The following is an 18686-nucleotide window of genomic DNA, read 5'->3' on the forward strand; positions in this document are numbered from 1 at the left end:
AAGCGTTAACTCAACGGCGGTCTTTCCTAATGAGGTTAGGCGCGCTTTAAGGAGCAACACATGGCAAAGAAGATTGTTGGCTTTATTAAGCTGCAGATTCCTGCAGGTAAAGCAAACCCATCACCACCCGTAGGTCCAGCATTGGGTCAACGCGGCCTCAATATTATGGAATTCTGTAAGGCGTTTAATGCTCAAACTCAGAGCATGGAACCTGGCTTGCCAATTCCAGTTGTGATTACAGCGTTCGCTGATAAGAGCTTCACATTCATCATGAAGACTCCTCCAGCAACCATCATGATTAAGAAGGCTGCAAAGATCGAAAAAGGATCACCACGTCCTCATACCGATAAGGTAGGAAAAATTACTCGTGCTCAAGCGGAAGAAATCGCTAAAGCAAAAATGCCAGATTTGACAGCAGCTGATATGGATGCGGCAGTTCGCACAATCGCTGGTAGCGCCCGTTCCATGGGCATCACTGTGGAAGGAGTCTAATCATGCCTAAATTATCTAAGCGCGTAAAAGCAATTCAGTCCAAAGTAGATCGCAACAAGTTTTACCCATTGGAAGATGCGTTGAACCTTGTTAAAGAGTGTGCAACAGCTAAGTTCGATGAGTCTATCGACGTTGCTGTTCAGTTGGGTATTGATGCCAAGAAATCTGACCAAGTTGTGCGTGGCGCGGTTGTGCTCCCAGCTGGTACAGGTAAGCATGTTCGTGTCGCTGTTTTTGCACAAGGCGAGAAGGCTGATCAAGCTAAAGCTGCTGGTGCAGAAATCGTTGGCATGGAAGATTTAGCCGAACAAATTAAAGGCGGCAAAATTGATTTTGATGTGTTGATCGCATCTCCAGACACAATGAAAATTGTTGGTACTTTAGGTCAAGTATTGGGCCCACGTGGTTTGATGCCAAATCCAAAAGTAGGAACAGTTACACCTGACGTGGCAACTGCAGTGAAAAATGCAAAAGCTGGTCAAGTACAGTTCCGCGTAGACAAAGCCGGTATCGTGCATGCAAGCATTGGCCGTCGTTCATTCGAGCCAGCTGCATTGAAATCGAACTTGCTCGCATTGCTTGAGGCTTTGAATAAAGCAAAACCTCCTGCATCTAAGGGGATTTATTTGAAGAAGGTTGCCGTAAGCAGCACCATGGGTGCAGGCGTACGCGTAGACCAAGCATCGTTACAGGCGGCAGCTTAATTAGCCTGTAACAAAAAAGAACTTTGGGTCGACTCCCACTCTTGGAGTGAGAGTCGAACATCAAAGACCGTTGGTGAATTAGTTGCTAGCAAAGGGTTAATTCTTAATTGTTGCGAAAGTAACGACCAGCGCAGATGGCGACCCTGAAAAGATTTTCACAAGAACCTTTGTGAACAAATGATCAGACGCTGGTGTGTAACCCCAACTGGAAACAGTTGGTTTTTATGGAGTTAAACCGTGCCTTTGAATGTACAAGACAAAAAAGCGATTGTTGCTGATGTCGGCGCTCAATTGGCTGGAGCCCAAACTGTCGTTCTCGCTGAATACCGTGGTATTCCAGTTGAGCAATTGACAAAGCTACGTGCTAACGCACGTGACCAAGGTGTATATCTTCGTGTTTTGAAGAACACATTGGCACGTCGTGCTGCACAAGGCACACAGTTTGAGCCTCTTGCTGATTCGATGGTTGGCCCCTTGATCTACGGCATTTCTGCTGATCCGATTGCTTCGGCAAAAGTATTGCAGAACTTTGCTAAGACTCAAGATTTGCTAGTGATTAAAGCTGGTCTATACAACGGTAAGTTGTTGGACGTTGCAGGCGTTAAAGCCCTCGCGACAATTCCAAGCCGTGAAGAGTTGTTATCAACGTTGTTGGGTGTGATGTTGGCCCCAGTATCTGCGATGGCTCGTGTATTGGGCGCAGTGGCTGCGCAAAAAGCAGCTGGAGCACCTGCTCCAGTAGCCGAAGCGGCAGCACCTGTAGAGGCGGCCCCAGTGGCAGAAGCTGCGCCAGCCGCAGAACCTGCAGCTGAACCAGCAGCCCCAGAAGCTACAGCAACAAACGAAACCCCTGCCGCTGAATAAGCGACAAATTAACTATTTAAGTATTAGGAGCTAAAAATGGCGATTACTAAAGAAGAAATCATTGAAGCAGTAGGTAGCATGTCTGTTATGGATTTGAACGACTTGGTTAAAGCGTTCGAAGAGAAATTTGGTGTTTCGGCTGCAGCTATGGCTGTTGCTGGTCCTGCAGGTGCTGGCGGTGGTGATGCTGGTGGTGCAGAGCAAACTGAATTTACAGTAAACCTCGTTGAAGCTGGCGCAAACAAAGTTTCAGTAATTAAAGCAGTTCGTGAAATTACTGGACTCGGTTTGAAAGAAGCTAAAGATTTGGTTGACGGTGCACCGAAGCCAATCAAAGAAGGCGTTGATAAGAAGACTGCTGAAGAAGCCAAGAAGAAGCTTGAAGAAGCTGGCGCTAAGGCAGAACTCAAGTAATACAAACTCAGCTGGCGCCTCTCACAAAGGGGCGTTAGCCATGTTGGGTTTGACCTTTAGAGGTCAAACCCGATTTCATTTCTGATTGAAATCGGGTTTGCCTTCTGATACGACTGCAGAATGCAAGTTTGGTCGGACACTAGATCCAAGCGATGTAGTGTTGTCCGCCAGTGATTGGTAGTGGCCAATCGCCAAATCTTTGTACAGTCGCTGAATTCGGAGATGAAATGAACTATAGCTTCACCGAACGCAAGCGAGTCCGTAAAAGCTTTGCTAAGCGAGTAAATAACCATCAGGTTCCTTACCTGATCGCAACGCAGCTGGAGTCCTACGCTAAATTTTTACAGGCTGATAAGCCGGCAACCTCACGTCTAACTGAGGGTTTACAAGCCGCCTTTACATCAGCATTCCCAATTGTGTCCAACAATGGTTATGCACGTATGGAATACGTGTCTTATCAGTTGTCACAGCCACCGTTTGACGTTAAAGAATGTCAACAACGTGGTTACACATATCACTCTGCCTTACGCGCAAAAGTTCGCTTGATTATTTATGATCGCGAAGCGCCTACTAAGGTTAAAGAAGTAAAAGAGAGCGAAGTCTACATGGGCGAAATTCCGCTCATGACAGAAAACGGTTCTTTCGTGATTAACGGTACTGAGCGCGTAATCGTTTCTCAGTTGCACCGTTCCCCAGGCGTGTTCTTTGAGCACGATAAGGGCAAAACTCATAGCTCTGGTAAGTTGCTGTTCTCAGCACGCATCATTCCTTACCGTGGCTCATGGCTTGATTTCGAGTTTGATCCAAAAGATATTCTGTATTTCCGCGTTGACCGTCGTCGTAAGATGCCTGTCACCATTTTGCTTAAGGCAATTGGATTAAATAACGAACAGATTCTTGCAAACTTCTTCAATTTTGATCATTTCTCATTGACCGCTAATGGTGCATCAATGGAATTTGTTCCAGAGCGTTTGCGTGGCCAGTTGGCTAGCTTTGATGTGGTGGACAAGAATGGCGTTGTAGTCATTCAAAAAGACAAGCGTATCAACGCAAAACACATTCGTGAACTCGAAGCTGCTAAGACAAAATCGATTGCTGTACCAGATGACTACTTAGTAGGTCGTGTGGTTGCACGCAATATTGTTGATCCAGATTCTGGTGAAATCTTGGCTTACGCTAATGATGAAATCACTGAAGAGTTGTTGGCAACATTGCGCGATGCTGGCATCAAGCAATTGGAAACCATCTACACCAATGATTTGGATTCTGGTGCGTACATTTCTCAGACATTGCGTACTGATGAAACTGCCGATCAAACAGCCGCTCGAATTGCTATCTACCGCATGATGCGTCCTGGTGAGCCTCCAACAGAAGATGCTGTTGAAGCTTTATTCCAACGCTTGTTCTACAGCGAAGATACTTACGATTTATCTCGTGTTGGCCGTATGAAGGTCAATAGCCGTCTTGGCCGTGCTGAAATGGAAGGCCCAATGGTCTTGTCGAACGAAGATATTCTCGACACCATTAAGTCCCTCGTAGATTTGCGTAACGGCAAAGGCGAAGTAGACGATATCGATCACTTAGGTAATCGTCGTGTGCGTTGCGTTGGTGAATTGGCAGAAAACCAATTCCGTGCTGGTTTATCACGTGTAGAGCGTGCGGTTAAAGAACGTCTCGGCCAAGCCGAAACAGAAAACCTCATGCCGCATGACTTGATTAACAGCAAGCCAATCTCTTCTGCAATTCGTGAGTTCTTCGGTTCTTCACAGTTGTCCCAGTTTATGGACCAAACTAACCCACTCTCAGAGATCACGCACAAGCGTCGTATTTCTGCATTGGGACCTGGTGGTTTGACACGCGAACGCGCTGGTTTTGAAGTGCGCGACGTGCATCCAACTCACTACGGACGTGTTTGCCCAATCGAAACTCCAGAAGGACCAAACATTGGTTTGATCAACTCACTCGCGTTATTCGCGCGTTTGAATGAGCATGGCTTCTTAGAGACTCCATACCGTAAAGTTTCCAATAGCAAGGTAAGCGATGAAGTGGTTTACCTCTCTGCAATTGAAGAAGCGAAGTATGTGATTGCTCAGGCAAATGCGACGATCGACAAAAATGGTAAGTTAGCTGACGAACTCGTTTCTGCTCGTCAAGCTGGTGAGACCATGATGGTGAGCCCAGAGCGCATCGATTTCATCGACGTTGCTCCTAGCCAGATCGTTTCTGCTGCTGCTTCACTGGTTCCATTCTTGGAGCACGATGATGCGAACCGTGCGTTGATGGGTGCGAACATGCAACGTCAAGCGGTTCCTTGCTTGCGTCCAGATAAGCCATTGGTTGGTACAGGTTTAGAGCGTATTGTTGCGGTTGACTCCGGCACTGTTGTGTTGGCAGCCCGTGGCGGTATCGTGGATTATGTTGATGCGAATCGTGTTGTGATTCGTGTGAACGATGACGAAACTGCTGCTGGTGAAGTTGGTGTGGATATTTATAACCTCATCAAGTACACCCGTTCGAACCAAAATACCAATATCAATCAACGTCCAATCGTGAAGGTTGGCGATCGTGTAGCCCGCGGTGACGTGGTTGCTGACGGCGCATCTACCGATTTGGGCGAATTGGCTTTGGGTCAAAACATGACTGTGGCATTTATGCCATGGAACGGTTACAACTTCGAAGATTCAATCTTGATCTCTGAGAAAGTTGTTGCTGATGATCGCTACACCTCTATTCATATTGAAGAGTTGTCAGTGGTTGCTCGTGATACCAAGTTAGGTTCCGAAGAAATTACACGCGACATCTCCAATTTGGCAGAGTCACAACTCTCCCGTTTGGATGAGAGCGGTATTGTGTACATCGGTGCTGAAGTAGAGGCCGGTGACGTATTGGTTGGTAAGGTAACTCCAAAGGGCGAGACTACTCTCACTCCTGAAGAGAAGCTCCTCCGTGCGATCTTCGGTGAAAAAGCATCTGATGTTAAAGATACTTCTTTGCGTGTTCCTTCCGGAATGGTTGGCACCGTTATCGATGTTCAAGTCTTCACACGTGAAGGTATTGAGCGCGATGCCCGTGCACAGTCGATTATTCAAGAAGAATTGCAACGCTATCGTTTGGATTTGAACGACCAGTTGCGTATTGTTGAAGGTGATGCCTTCATGCGTTTAGAAAAGCTGTTGGTTGGCAAAGTTGCTAACGGCGGCCCTAAGAAATTGGCTAAAGGCACCAAGATCGACAAGGATTACCTTGCTGATTTGGACAAATACCATTGGTTTGATATTCGTCCAGCAGATGATGAAGTTGCTTCACAAGTTGAAGCGATCAAGTCTTCCATCGAAGCGAAGCGTAAGCAGTTTGATGAAGCTTTTGAAGAGAAGCGTACTAAGCTTACCCAAGGCGATGATTTGCAGCCTGGCGTAACGAAGATGGTTAAGGTTTACTTGGCTGTTAAGCGTCGCTTGCAGCCTGGTGACAAGATGGCCGGTCGTCACGGTAACAAAGGTGTGGTCTCTAAGATTGCTCCTGCGGAAGATATGCCATTTATGGCTGACGGGCGTCCTGTTGATATCGTCTTGAACCCATTGGGCGTTCCTTCACGTATGAACGTTGGTCAGATCTTGGAAACCCACTTAGGTTGGGCTGCTCAAGGTATTGGTAAGCGTATCGATGAAATGGTTCGTCAACAAGCGAAGCAAGCTGAATTACGCAAGTTCTTCAAGCAGCTTTACAACGAGACTGGCCGTCAAGAAGACATCGACAATTTCACTGATGAGCAAATCAATGCATTGGCTGAGAACTTACGCCAAGGCTTGCCATTTGCAACTCCAGTGTTTGACGGTGCTACCGAGGCTGAAATCGGTCGCATGCTTGAGTTGGCATACCCAGAAGAGGTTGCTAAATCATTGCAAATGACCCCATCACGTCAGCAAATGGTTCTGTTTGACGGTCGCACTGGCGATCAGTTCGAGCGTCCTGTAACTGTTGGCGTAATGCACGTCCTGAAACTCCACCACTTGGTTGATGACAAGATGCATGCTCGTTCAACTGGACCTTACTCTTTAGTAACGCAGCAGCCATTGGGTGGTAAAGCTCAGTTTGGTGGTCAGCGCTTTGGTGAGATGGAAGTCTGGGCCCTCGAAGCATACGGCGCTTCATATGTCTTGCAAGAAATGCTGACAGTGAAGTCCGATGACGTCACAGGCCGAACCAAGGTTTATGAAAACATCGTCAAGGGCGAGCACACGATTGATGCTGGCATGCCCGAATCCTTCAACGTTCTGGTGAAAGAGATCCGTTCGTTGGGTATTGACATTGACATGGAGCGCAACTGATATGAAAGCATTGCTCGATTTATTTAAGCAAACGCAGGGTGATGAGCAGTTTGATGTCATCAAGATTGGCCTCGCATCCCCTGAGAAAATTCGCTCATGGTCTTTTGGTGAAGTACGCAAACCAGAAACCATCAACTACCGGACTTTTAAGCCCGAGCGTGATGGTTTGTTCTGCGCCAAGATTTTTGGACCAACCAAAGACTACGAGTGCTTATGCGGTAAGTACAAGCGCTTAAAGTTCCGTGGCGTTATCTGTGAGAAGTGCGGTGTTGAAGTTACTCTCGCTAAGGTACGTCGTGAGCGCATGGGCCACATTGAGTTGGCAGCCCCTGTAGCGCATATTTGGTTCTTAAAGTCCCTGCCATCCCGCTTGGGCATGGTTCTCGATATGACATTGCGAGATATCGAGCGCGTTCTTTACTTTGAAGCATACGTAGTTGTAGATCCTGGCATGACCCCTGAAGGCGCAATGAAGCGCGGTCAGATCATGTCTGAAGATGAGTACATTGCTAAAACTGAAGAGTATGGTGACGGTGCATTTACCGCCATCATGGGCGCAGAAGGTATTCGTGAACTCTTACGTTCGATTGATATCGATCGCGAAGTTGAGACCATTCGTGCAGATTTGAAAGCAACTGGTAGCGATGCCAAGATCAAGAAATACGCTAAGCGCTTAAAAGTGCTTGAGGCGTTCCAAAGCTCAGGTATTAAGCCTGACTGGATGATCATGGAAGTGTTGCCAGTATTGCCACCAGAGTTGCGCCCATTGGTGCCATTGGATGGCGGTCGCTTCGCTACTTCTGATTTGAATGACCTCTATCGTCGTGTAATTAACCGTAACAATCGTTTGAAGCGTTTGTTGGAATTGCGTGCACCAGAAATCATCGTGCGCAATGAAAAACGCATGTTGCAAGAAGCGGTTGACTCATTGCTCGACAACGGTCGTCGCGGTAAGGCTATGACAGGCGCTAATAAGCGTCCTCTCAAGTCCTTGGCTGAGATGATTAAAGGTAAGAGCGGTCGCTTCCGTCAAAACTTGCTCGGTAAACGTGTTGACTACTCTGGTCGTTCGGTGATCGTGGTTGGCCCTACATTGAAATTGCATCAGTGCGGCTTGCCAAAATTGATGGCGCTCGAGTTATTCAAACCATTTATTTTTAACAAGCTTGAGACTTTGGGCATTGCAACCACTATCAAGGCTGCAAAAAAAGAAGTTGAAAGTCAGACGCCAATCGTTTGGGACATTCTCGAAGAAGTGATTCGTGAACATCCAATCATGTTGAACCGTGCGCCTACATTGCACCGTCTTGGCATTCAGGCTTTCGAGCCAATGTTGATTGAAGGTAAAGCAATTCAGTTGCACCCATTAGTCTGCGCGGCATTTAACGCGGACTTTGACGGTGACCAAATGGCGGTTCACGTTCCTTTGTCGCTCGAAGCGCAAATGGAAGCACGTACATTGATGTTGGCTTCGAACAACGTATTGTTCCCAGCTAACGGCGAGCCATCTATCGTTCCTTCGCAGGACGTGGTGTTGGGTCTGTACTATGCAACCCGCGACAAGATCAACGGCAAAGGCGAAGGTATGGTTTTCGCCAACATTACTGAAGTAGTTCGCGCATACGAAGCGGGTCAAGTCGAATTGGCTTCTCGTGTTGCTGTGCGTATTACTGAGTATGAGGTGGTGGACAAGAAGGCAGAAGGCGATGCGCGTTTTGCTGAGAAGACCAAGATCTATCAGACATCAGTTGGCCGTGCAATCCTCTCAGAGATTCTGCCTAAGGGTATGTCTTTCGAGGAAATCAACAAGCCGTTGAAGAAAAAAGAAATCTCACGTTTGATCAACACTTCATTCCGTAAGTGTGGTTTGCGCGAGACTGTCATTTTTGCTGACCGTTTGTTGCAGTCTGGTTTCCGCTTGGCTACCAAAGCTGGTATCTCGATTGCTATCGACGATATGTTGATTCCAACTTCTAAAGACCGCATCATTACTGAGGCGTCTACCAAGGTTAAGGAATACGACAAGCAGTTCATGTCAGGTCTCGTAACCAATCAAGAACGTTATAACAATGTGGTTGATATTTGGGGTGCCGCAGGTGACCAAGTTGGTAAGGCCATGATGGATGAGTTGTCACACGTTGATGTACTCGACCGTAACGGTAAAACAGCTCGCCAAGAATCCTTTAACTCCATCTACATGATGGCGGACTCTGGTGCGCGTGGATCTGCTGCGCAGATTCGTCAGTTGGCTGGTATGCGTGGTTTGATGGCTAAGCCGGACGGCTCCATTATTGAAACCCCAATTACTGCGAACTTCCGTGAAGGCTTGAACGTATTGCAGTACTTCATTTCAACTCACGGTGCTCGTAAGGGTCTAGCCGATACTGCGTTGAAGACAGCGAACTCTGGCTACTTAACACGTCGTTTGTGTGACGTTACCCAAGATCTCGTGGTAATCGAAGAAGATTGCGGCGCATCTACTGGCGTAACTATGAAGGCGCTTGTTGAGGGCGGCGAAATTATCGAAGCATTGCGCGATCGTATTTTGGGTCGTGTATGCATCGGTGACATCGTTCATCCTGATACACAAGAAGTGATCGTTCCTAACGATACATTGCTTGATGAAGATCACGTTGATCAAATCGTTGCATTGGGTATCGATGAAGTTAAGGTTCGCACAGTGCTTTCTTGCCAAACTCGTTATGGTTTGTGCGCGAAGTGCTACGGACGTGACTTAGGTCGCGGTGGTTTGGTAAACGTTGGCGAGGCAGTTGGTGTGATTGCTGCTCAGTCTATCGGTGAGCCAGGAACACAGTTGACCATGCGTACCTTCCACATCGGTGGTGCTGCATCACGTGCTTTGGTTGCAAGCAATATTGAAGCTAAATCGAACGGTTCTTTGAAGTTCTCTGGCACGATGCGTGTTGTGAAGAATGCGAAGGGCGAGCAGATTGTGATTTCACGTTCTGGTGAAGCCTTGATCGTTGATGACAACGGTCGTGAGCGCGAGCGTCATAAAGTGCCTTACGGTGCAACTCTCTTGTTAAAAGAAGGTGCAGCAGTGAAGGCAGGCGCAAGCTTGGCCACATGGGATCCATTAACACGCCCGATTATTTCTGAATACGCAGGTGTTGCACGCTTTGACAACGTTGAAGAAGGTGTAACCGTTGCTAAGCAGGTTGACGAAGTTACTGGCCTTTCCACTTTGGTAGTAATTGACGGTAAACGTCGTTCAGCTGCAAGCAAAGGCGTTCGCCCAGTGATCAATCTGATTGATGACAAGGGCAATGACGTGATGATCGCTGGTACTGATCATCCAGTAAACATTGGCCTCCAAGTAGGCGCTTTGATTACTGTTAAGGATGGTCAGAAAGTCGAAGTGGGTGAAGTATTGGCACGTATTCCAATCGAATCCCAGAAAACTCGCGACATTACCGGTGGTTTGCCACGCGTTGCGGAATTGTTCGAAGCTCGTTCACCAAAAGATGCTGCTGTATTGGCAAAAGTGACCGGTACCGTTTCCTTCGGTAAAGAAACCAAAGGTAAGCAACGTTTAGTCATTACCGATATGGATGGCGAAGCTAATGAATTCTTGATTCCAAAAGAGAAGCAAGTTCTTGTTCACGACGGTCAAGTAGTGAACAAGGGCGAGATGATTGTGGAAGGCCCTGCCGATCCACATGACATCTTGACTCTCAAAGGTATTGAAGAGTTGGCGATTTACATCGTTGATGAAGTTCAAGACGTTTATCGTCTCCAGGGTGTGAAGATTAATGACAAGCACATTGAAGTGATCGTGCGTCAGATGTTGCGTCGTGTTCAGGTAACTGATCCAGGCGACACCACATTCATTCCCGGTGAGCAAGTAGAGCGTTCTAAGCTCTATGACGAGAATGATCGCGTCATCGCCGAAGGTAAGCGCCCAGCTTCATTCGACAACGTATTGCTTGGTATCACTAAAGCATCTTTGTCGACAGACAGCTTCATTTCAGCGGCTTCTTTCCAAGAAACCACCCGTGTATTGACCGAAGCCGCAATTATGGGCAAGACCGATACCCTCCGTGGCCTCAAGGAAAACGTCATTATTGGTCGTCTGATCCCTGCTGGTACCGGCTTGTCTTATCGCCGTGCCCGCAAGGTCAGAGAGCAATTCGAGCGTGATCGCGCTCAAATGATTGCTGCCGAGGAAGAGGCAATGGCTAGCGCCCCTGTGGAAATAGAGGCTGAAGTCATTGCTCCAACTGGGGAGGCTGATCCAAGCTAATTTGGTAATTCTGGCCACAAATGGCCAGTTTTCCCCCATTTTGGTTGACGGGGAGGGCTGGCCAAGCTAGAATGCTGAGTTCTACTGATTCAGAAGAGGGTCTTTTTGACCTAGAAATTCTCTAAGTCATTGATTTTCTTGAAGAAAGCAACAAAGAAGTACTAACCGAGCTATTTTTATGCCAACAATTAATCAACTATTACGCAAGCCAAGAACAAGGCTGACCGTTAAAAGCAAGAGCCCTGCGCTGCAAAACAGCCCGCAGCGCCGTGGTGTATGTACCCGTGTGTACACAACCACTCCTAAAAAGCCTAACTCTGCGCTTCGTAAAGTAGCCAAAGTTCGCTTGACCAATGGTTTTGAAGTGATTTCATACATTGGCGGTGAGGGCCATAACCTCCAGGAACACTCTGTAGTGTTGATCCGTGGTGGTCGTGTGAAGGACTTGCCAGGTGTGCGTTACCACATCGTTCGCGGTTCTTTGGACTTGCAAGGTGTTAAAGATCGTAAGCAAGCACGTTCTAAATACGGTGCTAAGCGCGCTAAGAAAGCTGCTTAATTTTTAATTAAGCAGTTGTAGTTGCAGTAAGTCATTTTTGTCAGACTTAAAAGGCAAGTAAGTGGCTGTTCCGTTTAAGGAATTTCTTAGATAGTAGAACAGCCGGAGCGGGTGGTTCATGTGAACTTCCCCTAACTGAACTGAAGGAGTAGTTATGCCACGTCGTCGTGAAGTTCCCAAACGGGAAATTTTGCCGGATCCAAAATTCGGCAATGTAGAAGTAGCTAAATTCATGAACGTCCTCATGTTGGACGGCAAGAAATCGGTTGCAGAGCGTATCGTTTACGGTGCCTTTGATCACATCGAGAAAAAAGCAAATAAAGAACCCCTCGAAATTTTTTCAACAGCCATGGGCAACGTTAAGCCAATGGTTGAGGTGAAGAGCCGCCGCGTTGGTGGTGCTAACTATCAAGTGCCTGTTGAAGTTCGTCCATCACGTCGTTCCGCTTTGGCAATGCGCTGGTTGCGCGAAGCCGCTAAGAAGCGTGGCGAAAAATCGATGGCTCAACGTTTGGCCAACGAATTATTAGAAGCCGCTGAAGGTCGTGGTGGCGCAATGAAGAAGCGTGAAGAAGTTCACCGTATGGCAGAAGCTAACAAAGCTTTCTCACATTTCCGCTTCTAATCGAATAGTTAAGAAAAGGCATAAACAGTGGCACGCAAAACCCCCATTGATCGATATCGCAATATTGGTATCTCTGCGCACATTGACGCAGGTAAAACAACTACTACTGAACGCGTTCTGTTCTACACCGGTGTTAATCACAAGATTGGTGAAGTGCATGATGGCGCAGCTACCATGGACTGGATGGAGCAAGAGCAAGAGCGTGGTATCACGATTACTTCTGCTGCAACCACAGCCTTCTGGAAAGGCATGGCAGGTAATTATCAAGAGCACCGTATCAACATTATTGATACCCCAGGACACGTAGACTTCACTATTGAGGTTGAGCGTTCCATGCGTGTTCTCGATGGCGCTTGCATGGTGTATTGCGCGGTAGGTGGAGTTCAGCCACAGTCTGAAACAGTTTGGCGTCAAGCAAACAAGTACGGTGTTCCACGTTTAGCATTCGTAAACAAGATGGACCGTACAGGCGCGAACTTCTTCAAAGTGTACGAACAGATGAAGTCTCGCTTGAAGGCGAACCCAATCTTGATTCAAATTCCAATTGGCGCTGAAGAAAATTTCCAAGGCGTTGTAGATTTGGTGAAGATGAAAGCAATCGTTTGGGATGATGCTTCACAGGGAACTAAGTTTACTTATGAAGATATTCCTGCTGAATTGCAAGCCAGCGCCGAAGAATGGCGCGAGAAAATGGTTGAAGCCGCTGCTGAAAGTTCAGAAGAGTTGATGGACAAGTATCTTGGCGGCGAAGAATTAAGCGAAGAAGAAATTAAGAAGGCGCTTCGTACGCGTACGATCGCTGGCGAAATTGTTCCAATGCTTTGCGGAACTGCCTTTAAGAACAAGGGTGTTCAGGCGATGTTGGATGCCGTGATCGATTACATGCCATCACCAGTGGATATTCCTCCAGTTAAGGGCGAGTTGGAAGACGGTACTGAGACTGAGCGTAAAGCTGATGACAATGAGAAATTCTCAGCATTAGCATTCAAGATCATGACTGACCCATTCGTTGGCCAGCTCATCTTCTTCCGCGTGTATTCAGGCGTGATTAATTCAGGCGACACGATCTACAACCCAATTAAGGGCAAGAAAGAGCGTATTGGTCGTTTGTTGCAGATGCATGCTAACCAACGTGAAGAGATTAAAGAAGTTCGCGCAGGCGACATCGCTGCTGCGGTTGGTTTGAAAGACGCAACAACAGGCGAAACATTGTGTGACCCAGATAACATTGTGATCTTGGAGCGCATGGAGTTCCCTGAGCCTGTGATCTCTCAGGCAGTTGAGCCTAAGACAAAAGCAGACCAAGAGAAAATGGGTCTTGCATTGAACCGCTTGGCTCAAGAAGATCCTTCATTCCGCGTCAAGACCGATGAGGAATCAGGCCAAACCATTATTTCCGGTATGGGCGAGCTCCACTTGGAAATTTTGGTTGACCGTATGAAGCGTGAATTCGGTGTTGAAGCAACTGTAGGTAAACCACAGGTTGCATACCGTGAAACTATTCGTAAGACATGCGACGAAATCGAAGGTAAGTTCGTTAAGCAGTCTGGTGGTCGCGGTCAGTACGGTCACGTTGTATTGAAGCTTGAGCCACAAGAACCAGGTAAAGGCTTCGAATTCGTTGACGCTATTAAGGGCGGTGTAGTTCCTCGCGAATACATCCCTGCGGTAGAAAAAGGCATTGTTGAAACATTGAACTCCGGTGTATTGGCTGGCTATCCAGTGGTTGATATCAAAGCAACCCTGTTCTTCGGCTCATACCATGACGTTGACTCCAATGAAAACGCATTTAAGATGGCGGGCTCTATGGCGTTCAAGGATGGTATGCGTAAAGCAGCTCCAGTATTGCTTGAGCCAATGATGGCAGTTGAAGTTGAGACTCCAGAAGATTTCATGGGTAACGTGATGGGTGACCTTTCTTCACGTCGCGGCATTATGCAAGGTATGGATGACATTCCTGGCGGCGGCAAGATTGTTCGTGCAGAAGTTCCTCTCGCAGAGATGTTTGGTTACTCCACTGGCTTGCGTTCTTTGACGCAAGGTCGTGCAACCTACACCATGGAATTTAAGCATTACGCAGAAGCACCTAAGAACGTAGCAGAAGCAGTTATGGCTGCTAAAGCGAAGTAATTTATTCACATTAATTTTGATATTGACTAGCTAAGAAGGCAGACAAAAATGGCAAAAGAAAAGTTCGAGCGGACAAAACCGCACGTAAACGTAGGCACCATCGGTCACGTTGACCACGGTAAAACCACATTGACAGCAGCAATCGCAACTGTGCTCTCAAAGGCATTCGGTGGCGAAGCAAAAGCATACGATCAGATCGATGCTGCTCCAGAAGAAAAAGCACGTGGTATTACGATTAACACAGCACACGTTGAATACGAAACTGCTGGTCGTCACTATGCTCACGTTGACTGCCCAGGACACGCTGACTATGTAAAAAACATGATTACTGGTGCTGCGCAGATGGACGGCGCGATTTTGGTTTGCTCTGCTGCAGACGGCCCAATGCCACAAACTCGTGAGCACATCCTCTTGGCACGTCAGGTTGGCGTTCCATACATCGTTGTGTTCCTCAATAAGTGCGACATGGTTGACGATGCTGAATTGTTAGAGCTCGTTGAAATGGAAGTTCGTGAACTTCTGTCTAAATATGACTTCCCAGGCGATGACACTCCAATCATCCGCGGTTCTGCTAAGTTGGCATTAGAAGGCGACGAAGGCCCATTGGGTAAAGAAGCCATCATGAAATTGGCTGAAGCTTTAGATACATATATCCCAACTCCAGAGCGTGCTGTTGACGGTGCGTTCTTGATGCCAGTAGAAGACGTGTTCTCTATCTCTGGTCGCGGTACTGTGGTAACTGGTCGTATTGAGCGCGGCATCATCAAGGTTGGCGAAGAGATTGAAATCGTTGGTATCAAGCCAACTCTCAAGACCACTTGTACTGGTGTTGAAATGTTCCGTAAATTGCTCGACCAAGGTCAAGCAGGTGACAACGTTGGTATCTTGTTACGCGGCACAAAACGTGAAGAAGTTGAGCGTGGCCAAGTATTGGCTAAGCCAGGTTCTATCACTCCACATACTCACTTTACCGCTGAGGTTTACATTCTTGGTAAAGATGAAGGTGGTCGTCATACTCCATTCTTTAACAACTATCGTCCACAGTTCTACTTCCGTACAACGGACGTAACTGGTTCAATCGAGTTGCCAAAAGACAAAGAGATGGTGATGCCTGGTGACAACGTCACGATCACTGTAAAACTCATCGCGCCAATCGCGATGGAAGAAGGTTTACGTTTTGCGATCCGTGAAGGTGGCCGTACTGTTGGCGCCGGCGTGGTTGCAAAGATTTTGGCTTAAGAAGTAGGTATTACTAGTAACAATATTTAGCGGTTTGCTAACCGGTGACATCAGTGCTGCTGATGTCACCGTGCTCTTTAGATGTATAACGTGGCAGCACCACACCGCTCTTTGGAATTAATATGCAAAACCAAAAAATTCGTATTCGTCTTAAAGCGTTTGATTACCGTTTGATCGACCAGTCTGCAGCTGAAATCGTTGATACAGCTAAACGTACTGGTGCAGTTGTTAAGGGTCCAGTGCCTTTGCCAACCCGTATTGAGCGTTTTGACATCTTGCGTTCACCACACGTAAACAAGACATCTCGTGATCAGTTAGAGATCCGTACCCATCTGCGTTTGATGGATATCGTTGATCCTACAGAGAAAACTGTAGATGCTTTGATGAAATTAGACCTCCCAGCTGGTGTGGACGTCGAAATTAAGTTGCAGTAATTTGTTGTTTCCAGTCTCGGCACTTGCCAAGACTGGGTTTTCGGGATAGAATCTAAGGCTCTGCTGAGTGATATTTGGCAGATTTTATGGTTTTATTAGCATTAAAAACGTTGTAAGTTATTGATTTAGAAGTACTTTTACTTGTAAATCACTTAAATTAATTTTGCCGACCAATCGAAGTCGGCGTGGAGCATGAATATGAGCTTAGGCTTAATCGGCCGCAAGGTCGGCATGACCCGTCTATTTACGGACGAAGGGGAAGCGATTCCTGTCACCGTAATTGACGTGAGCGACAACAGAATCGCTCAAATCAAGACCCAGGCAACTGATGGCTATGACGCTATCCAGTTGGCACATGGCACACGTAGAGCAACTCGCGTTACCAAATCAATGGCTGGTCACTTTGCTAAAGCAGGTGTAATGGCCGGTAATGCACTCAACGAATTCCAATTAGATGCAGCAAAAATCGCAGAAATGACACCAGGACAAGTAATTCCTGCTGACGCTGCGTTTACTGCTGGTCAAAAAGTGGATGTGCAAGGCGTAACAATCGGTAAAGGTTACGCAGGTACCATCAAGCGTTATCACTTCGCTTCTGGTCGCGCATCTCACGGTAACTCTAGATCACACAACGTACCAGGCTCTATCGGTATGGCGCAAGATCCAGGTCGTGTTTTCCCAGGTAAGCGCATGACTGGCCACCTTGGTGACGTTACACGTACCGTACAAAATTTAGTCATCGCACGCATTGATGCAGAACGTAATCTCATCATGGTTAAAGGCGCTATTCCAGGTGCCCCAGGCGGTAAAGTTATTGTTACTCCAGCGGTTAAAACACCGTTGAAGAAGAAATAAGGAGAGCGAATATGGAACTTAAGCTTCTCCAGGACAACGGTACTTTAGGTGCAGGCGTACAAGCTTCACCAGAAGTATTCGAGCGTGAATATAACGAAGCATTGGTACACCAAGTTGTAGTGGCTTACCAAGCAAATGCACGTAGCGGTAACCGTGCACAAAAAGACCGTGAGCAAGTTAAGCACACAACCAAGAAGCCTTGGCGTCAAAAAGGTACTGGTCGTGCACGTGCTGGTATGAGCTCTTCCCCGCTGTGGCGTGGAGGTGGTCGTATATTCCCGAATTCTCCAGAAGAGAATTTCAGCCAAAAAGTAAACAAGAAAATGTACCGCGCTGGTATGAGATCAATTTTGTCTCAGTTGGCTCGCGAAGGTCGTTTGAATGTTGTTGATCAATTCAATCTTGATGCTCCAAAGACTAAAGTTTTAGCTGAGAAAGTTAAAGCAATGGGCTTGGATTCAGTCTTGATCATTGTTGATCAAGTTAGTGAGAATTTGTACTTGGCATCACGTAACTTGCATAAAGTTGCCGTGGTTGAGCCACAGCACGCTGATCCATTAGCTTTGGTTCAATACAAAAAAGTATTGGTAAGCAAAGCAGCGATCGCAAAAATTGAGGAGTTGCTGAAATGAGCCAAGTCCGTAAAAACGATCACAACCTGATGAAGGTTCTGCTTGGTCCTGTTATCTCTGAAAAAGCCACTATGGTTGCAGAGAAAAACGAACAAGTAGTTTTCCAAGTAGCTCGCGACGCAAACAAGAGCGATGTGAAACAAGCAGTTGAGTTGCTCTTCAAAGTGCAAGTTGACTCAGTTCAAATCGTGAATCAAAAAGGTAAGCCAAAGCGCTATGGCCGTTTTGAAGGTCGTCGTGACCACACTAAGAAGGCCTACGTGAATTTGAAGCCAGGTCAAGAAATTAACTTTGAAGCGGAGGCGAATTAATCATGCCTTTGATGAAGACAAAACCGACCTCACCAGGTCGTCGCTCAATGGTCAAGGTGGTCAATCCTGACCTCCATAAAGGCAAGCCTTTTGCACCATTGTTAGAGCCACAGTTTCAAAAAGCGGGTCGTAACAACAACGGCCATATAACTACTCGTCATAAGGGCGGTGGTCATAAGCATCACTATCGTGTTGTTGACTTTAAGCGCAACGACAAAGATGGTATTCCAGCAAAGGTTGAACGCTTGGAATACGATCCAAACCGCAGTGCAAATATTGCATTGATCGTGTTTGCTGATGGTGAACGTCGCTACATTCCAGCTGCTAAAGGTATGACTGTTGGTCAGGCAATCATGAATGGCTCTGAAGCGCCAATCAAGTCTGGTAACAATTTGCCAATTCGTAACATTCCAGTTGGTAGCACCATTCACTGCGTAGAAATTCTGCCAGGCAAAGGTGCGCAGGTTGCACGTTCTGCTGGTGGTTCAGCAGTATTGTTGGCGCGTGAGGGTGTTTACGCTCAAGTACGTTTGCGCTCTGGCGAAGTTCGCCGTGTGTTGATCGAGTGCCGTGCCACTATTGGTGAAGTTGGTAACGAAGAGCATAGCTTGCGTCAAATTGGTAAAGCAGGTGCAAATCGTTGGCGTGGTATACGCCCAACCGTTCGCGGTGTGGCAATGAACCCAGTAGATCACCCACACGGTGGTGGTGAAGGTAGAACTGGCGAAGGCCGTGTACCTGTATCTCCATGGGGCACTCCAACCAAAGGTTATCGCACACGTCGCAATAAGCGTACAACTTCGATGATCGTTCAACGTCGTCAAAAACGTTAAGC

The 18686-nt window shown here is 47.1% G+C and carries 14 protein-coding genes and 1 pseudogene; all 15 read left to right on the plus strand.

The features are described 5' to 3' along the window. Window positions 1-60: 60 nt before the first annotated feature. The 15 genes and pseudogenes from rplK to rplB all read left to right on the plus strand — a co-directional run bounded on the left by rplK (window position 61) and on the right by rplB (window position 18684). Window positions 61-492 carry a 50S ribosomal protein L11 gene (gene rplK / locus DCO17_RS00255; protein ID WP_173954844.1) on the plus strand — a complete coding sequence of 144 codons (432 nt, stop codon included), beginning with the start codon at window positions 61-63 and terminating at the stop codon, window positions 490-492. Window positions 493-494: 2 nt separating this feature from the next. After that, entirely contained in the window at window positions 495-1196 is a 702-nt protein-coding gene (gene rplA / locus DCO17_RS00260; protein ID WP_173954845.1) for a 50S ribosomal protein L1, read from the plus strand. A gap of 237 nt (window positions 1197-1433) precedes the next feature. After that, window positions 1434-1952: pseudogene (gene rplJ / locus DCO17_RS00265) on the plus strand (50S ribosomal protein L10); the annotation flags it as partial. 144 nt (window positions 1953-2096) lie between these two features. After that, window positions 2097-2474, plus strand: a complete 378-nt coding sequence (gene rplL, locus DCO17_RS00270) for a 50S ribosomal protein L7/L12 (RefSeq protein ID WP_173954847.1) — start codon at window positions 2097-2099, stop codon at window positions 2472-2474. A gap of 227 nt (window positions 2475-2701) precedes the next feature. Then, the gene (gene rpoB, locus DCO17_RS00275; protein ID WP_173954848.1) at window positions 2702-6802 is read left to right on the plus strand and encodes a DNA-directed RNA polymerase subunit beta; all 4101 of its coding nucleotides are present in this window, start codon (window positions 2702-2704) and stop codon (window positions 6800-6802) included. Window position 6803: 1 nt separating this feature from the next. After that, window positions 6804-11066, plus strand: a complete 4263-nt coding sequence (rpoC, locus tag DCO17_RS00280; RefSeq protein ID WP_173954849.1) for a DNA-directed RNA polymerase subunit beta' — start codon at window positions 6804-6806, stop codon at window positions 11064-11066. Window positions 11067-11244: 178 nt separating this feature from the next. Continuing rightward, window positions 11245-11625: a 30S ribosomal protein S12 gene (rpsL, locus tag DCO17_RS00285; protein ID WP_068947691.1), complete on the plus strand. Its 381-nt coding sequence runs from the start codon at window positions 11245-11247 to the stop codon at window positions 11623-11625. Window positions 11626-11779: 154 nt separating this feature from the next. Then, entirely contained in the window at window positions 11780-12250 is a 471-nt protein-coding gene (gene rpsG / locus DCO17_RS00290) for a 30S ribosomal protein S7 (RefSeq protein WP_068320103.1), read from the plus strand. A 27-nt stretch (window positions 12251-12277) separates the two neighbouring features. Continuing rightward, window positions 12278-14380, plus strand: a complete 2103-nt coding sequence (gene fusA / locus DCO17_RS00295; RefSeq protein WP_173954850.1) for an elongation factor G — start codon at window positions 12278-12280, stop codon at window positions 14378-14380. A 48-nt stretch (window positions 14381-14428) separates the two neighbouring features. Then, a complete protein-coding gene (tuf, locus tag DCO17_RS00300; RefSeq protein WP_173954841.1) occupies window positions 14429-15619 on the plus strand; it encodes an elongation factor Tu in 1191 nt (396 codons plus the stop codon). Between the two features lie 122 nt (window positions 15620-15741). After that, entirely contained in the window at window positions 15742-16053 is a 312-nt protein-coding gene (gene rpsJ / locus DCO17_RS00305; protein ID WP_011901899.1) for a 30S ribosomal protein S10, read from the plus strand. A 198-nt stretch (window positions 16054-16251) separates the two neighbouring features. Then, on the plus strand, window positions 16252-16908 hold the full coding sequence (gene rplC / locus DCO17_RS00310; protein ID WP_173956647.1) for a 50S ribosomal protein L3: 657 nt from the start codon (window positions 16252-16254) through the stop codon (window positions 16906-16908). A gap of 11 nt (window positions 16909-16919) precedes the next feature. Then, window positions 16920-17540 (plus strand): 50S ribosomal protein L4, encoded by a 621-nt coding sequence (rplD, locus tag DCO17_RS00315; protein WP_114639433.1) that lies wholly within the window; start codon window positions 16920-16922, stop codon window positions 17538-17540. Then, the gene (rplW, locus tag DCO17_RS00320) at window positions 17537-17851 is read left to right on the plus strand and encodes a 50S ribosomal protein L23 (RefSeq protein WP_068947693.1); all 315 of its coding nucleotides are present in this window, start codon (window positions 17537-17539) and stop codon (window positions 17849-17851) included. Before rplD ends, rplW begins: the two co-directional genes overlap by 4 nt. Before the next feature lie 2 nt (window positions 17852-17853). Then, window positions 17854-18684 carry a 50S ribosomal protein L2 gene (gene rplB / locus DCO17_RS00325; RefSeq protein ID WP_068947694.1) on the plus strand — a complete coding sequence of 277 codons (831 nt, stop codon included), beginning with the start codon at window positions 17854-17856 and terminating at the stop codon, window positions 18682-18684. Window positions 18685-18686 lie beyond the last annotated feature (2 nt).

This window comes from Polynucleobacter tropicus (assembly GCF_013307225.1).
Classification (GTDB): Bacteria; Pseudomonadota; Gammaproteobacteria; order Burkholderiales; family Burkholderiaceae; genus Polynucleobacter; species Polynucleobacter tropicus.

What these genes read in the sequence shown, in the direction of transcription:
- rpoC (WP_173954849.1), top strand. Translation starts at nt 6,804, where the DNA reads ATGAAAGCATTGCTCGATTTATTTAAGCAAACGCAGGGTGATGAGCAG.
- rplW (WP_068947693.1), top strand. Translation starts at nt 17,537, where the DNA reads ATGAGCCAAGTCCGTAAAAACGATCACAACCTGATGAAGGTTCTGCTT.
- rplB (WP_068947694.1), top strand. Translation starts at nt 17,854, where the DNA reads ATGCCTTTGATGAAGACAAAACCGACCTCACCAGGTCGTCGCTCAATG.
- rplK (WP_173954844.1), top strand. Translation starts at nt 61, where the DNA reads ATGGCAAAGAAGATTGTTGGCTTTATTAAGCTGCAGATTCCTGCAGGT.
- rpoB (WP_173954848.1), top strand. Translation starts at nt 2,702, where the DNA reads ATGAACTATAGCTTCACCGAACGCAAGCGAGTCCGTAAAAGCTTTGCT.
- rpsL (WP_068947691.1), top strand. Translation starts at nt 11,245, where the DNA reads ATGCCAACAATTAATCAACTATTACGCAAGCCAAGAACAAGGCTGACC.
- rpsJ (WP_011901899.1), top strand. Translation starts at nt 15,742, where the DNA reads ATGCAAAACCAAAAAATTCGTATTCGTCTTAAAGCGTTTGATTACCGT.
- rpsG (WP_068320103.1), top strand. Translation starts at nt 11,780, where the DNA reads ATGCCACGTCGTCGTGAAGTTCCCAAACGGGAAATTTTGCCGGATCCA.
- rplD (WP_114639433.1), top strand. Translation starts at nt 16,920, where the DNA reads ATGGAACTTAAGCTTCTCCAGGACAACGGTACTTTAGGTGCAGGCGTA.
- rplL (WP_173954847.1), top strand. Translation starts at nt 2,097, where the DNA reads ATGGCGATTACTAAAGAAGAAATCATTGAAGCAGTAGGTAGCATGTCT.
- rplC (WP_173956647.1), top strand. Translation starts at nt 16,252, where the DNA reads ATGAGCTTAGGCTTAATCGGCCGCAAGGTCGGCATGACCCGTCTATTT.
- tuf (WP_173954841.1), top strand. Translation starts at nt 14,429, where the DNA reads ATGGCAAAAGAAAAGTTCGAGCGGACAAAACCGCACGTAAACGTAGGC.
- rplA (WP_173954845.1), top strand. Translation starts at nt 495, where the DNA reads ATGCCTAAATTATCTAAGCGCGTAAAAGCAATTCAGTCCAAAGTAGAT.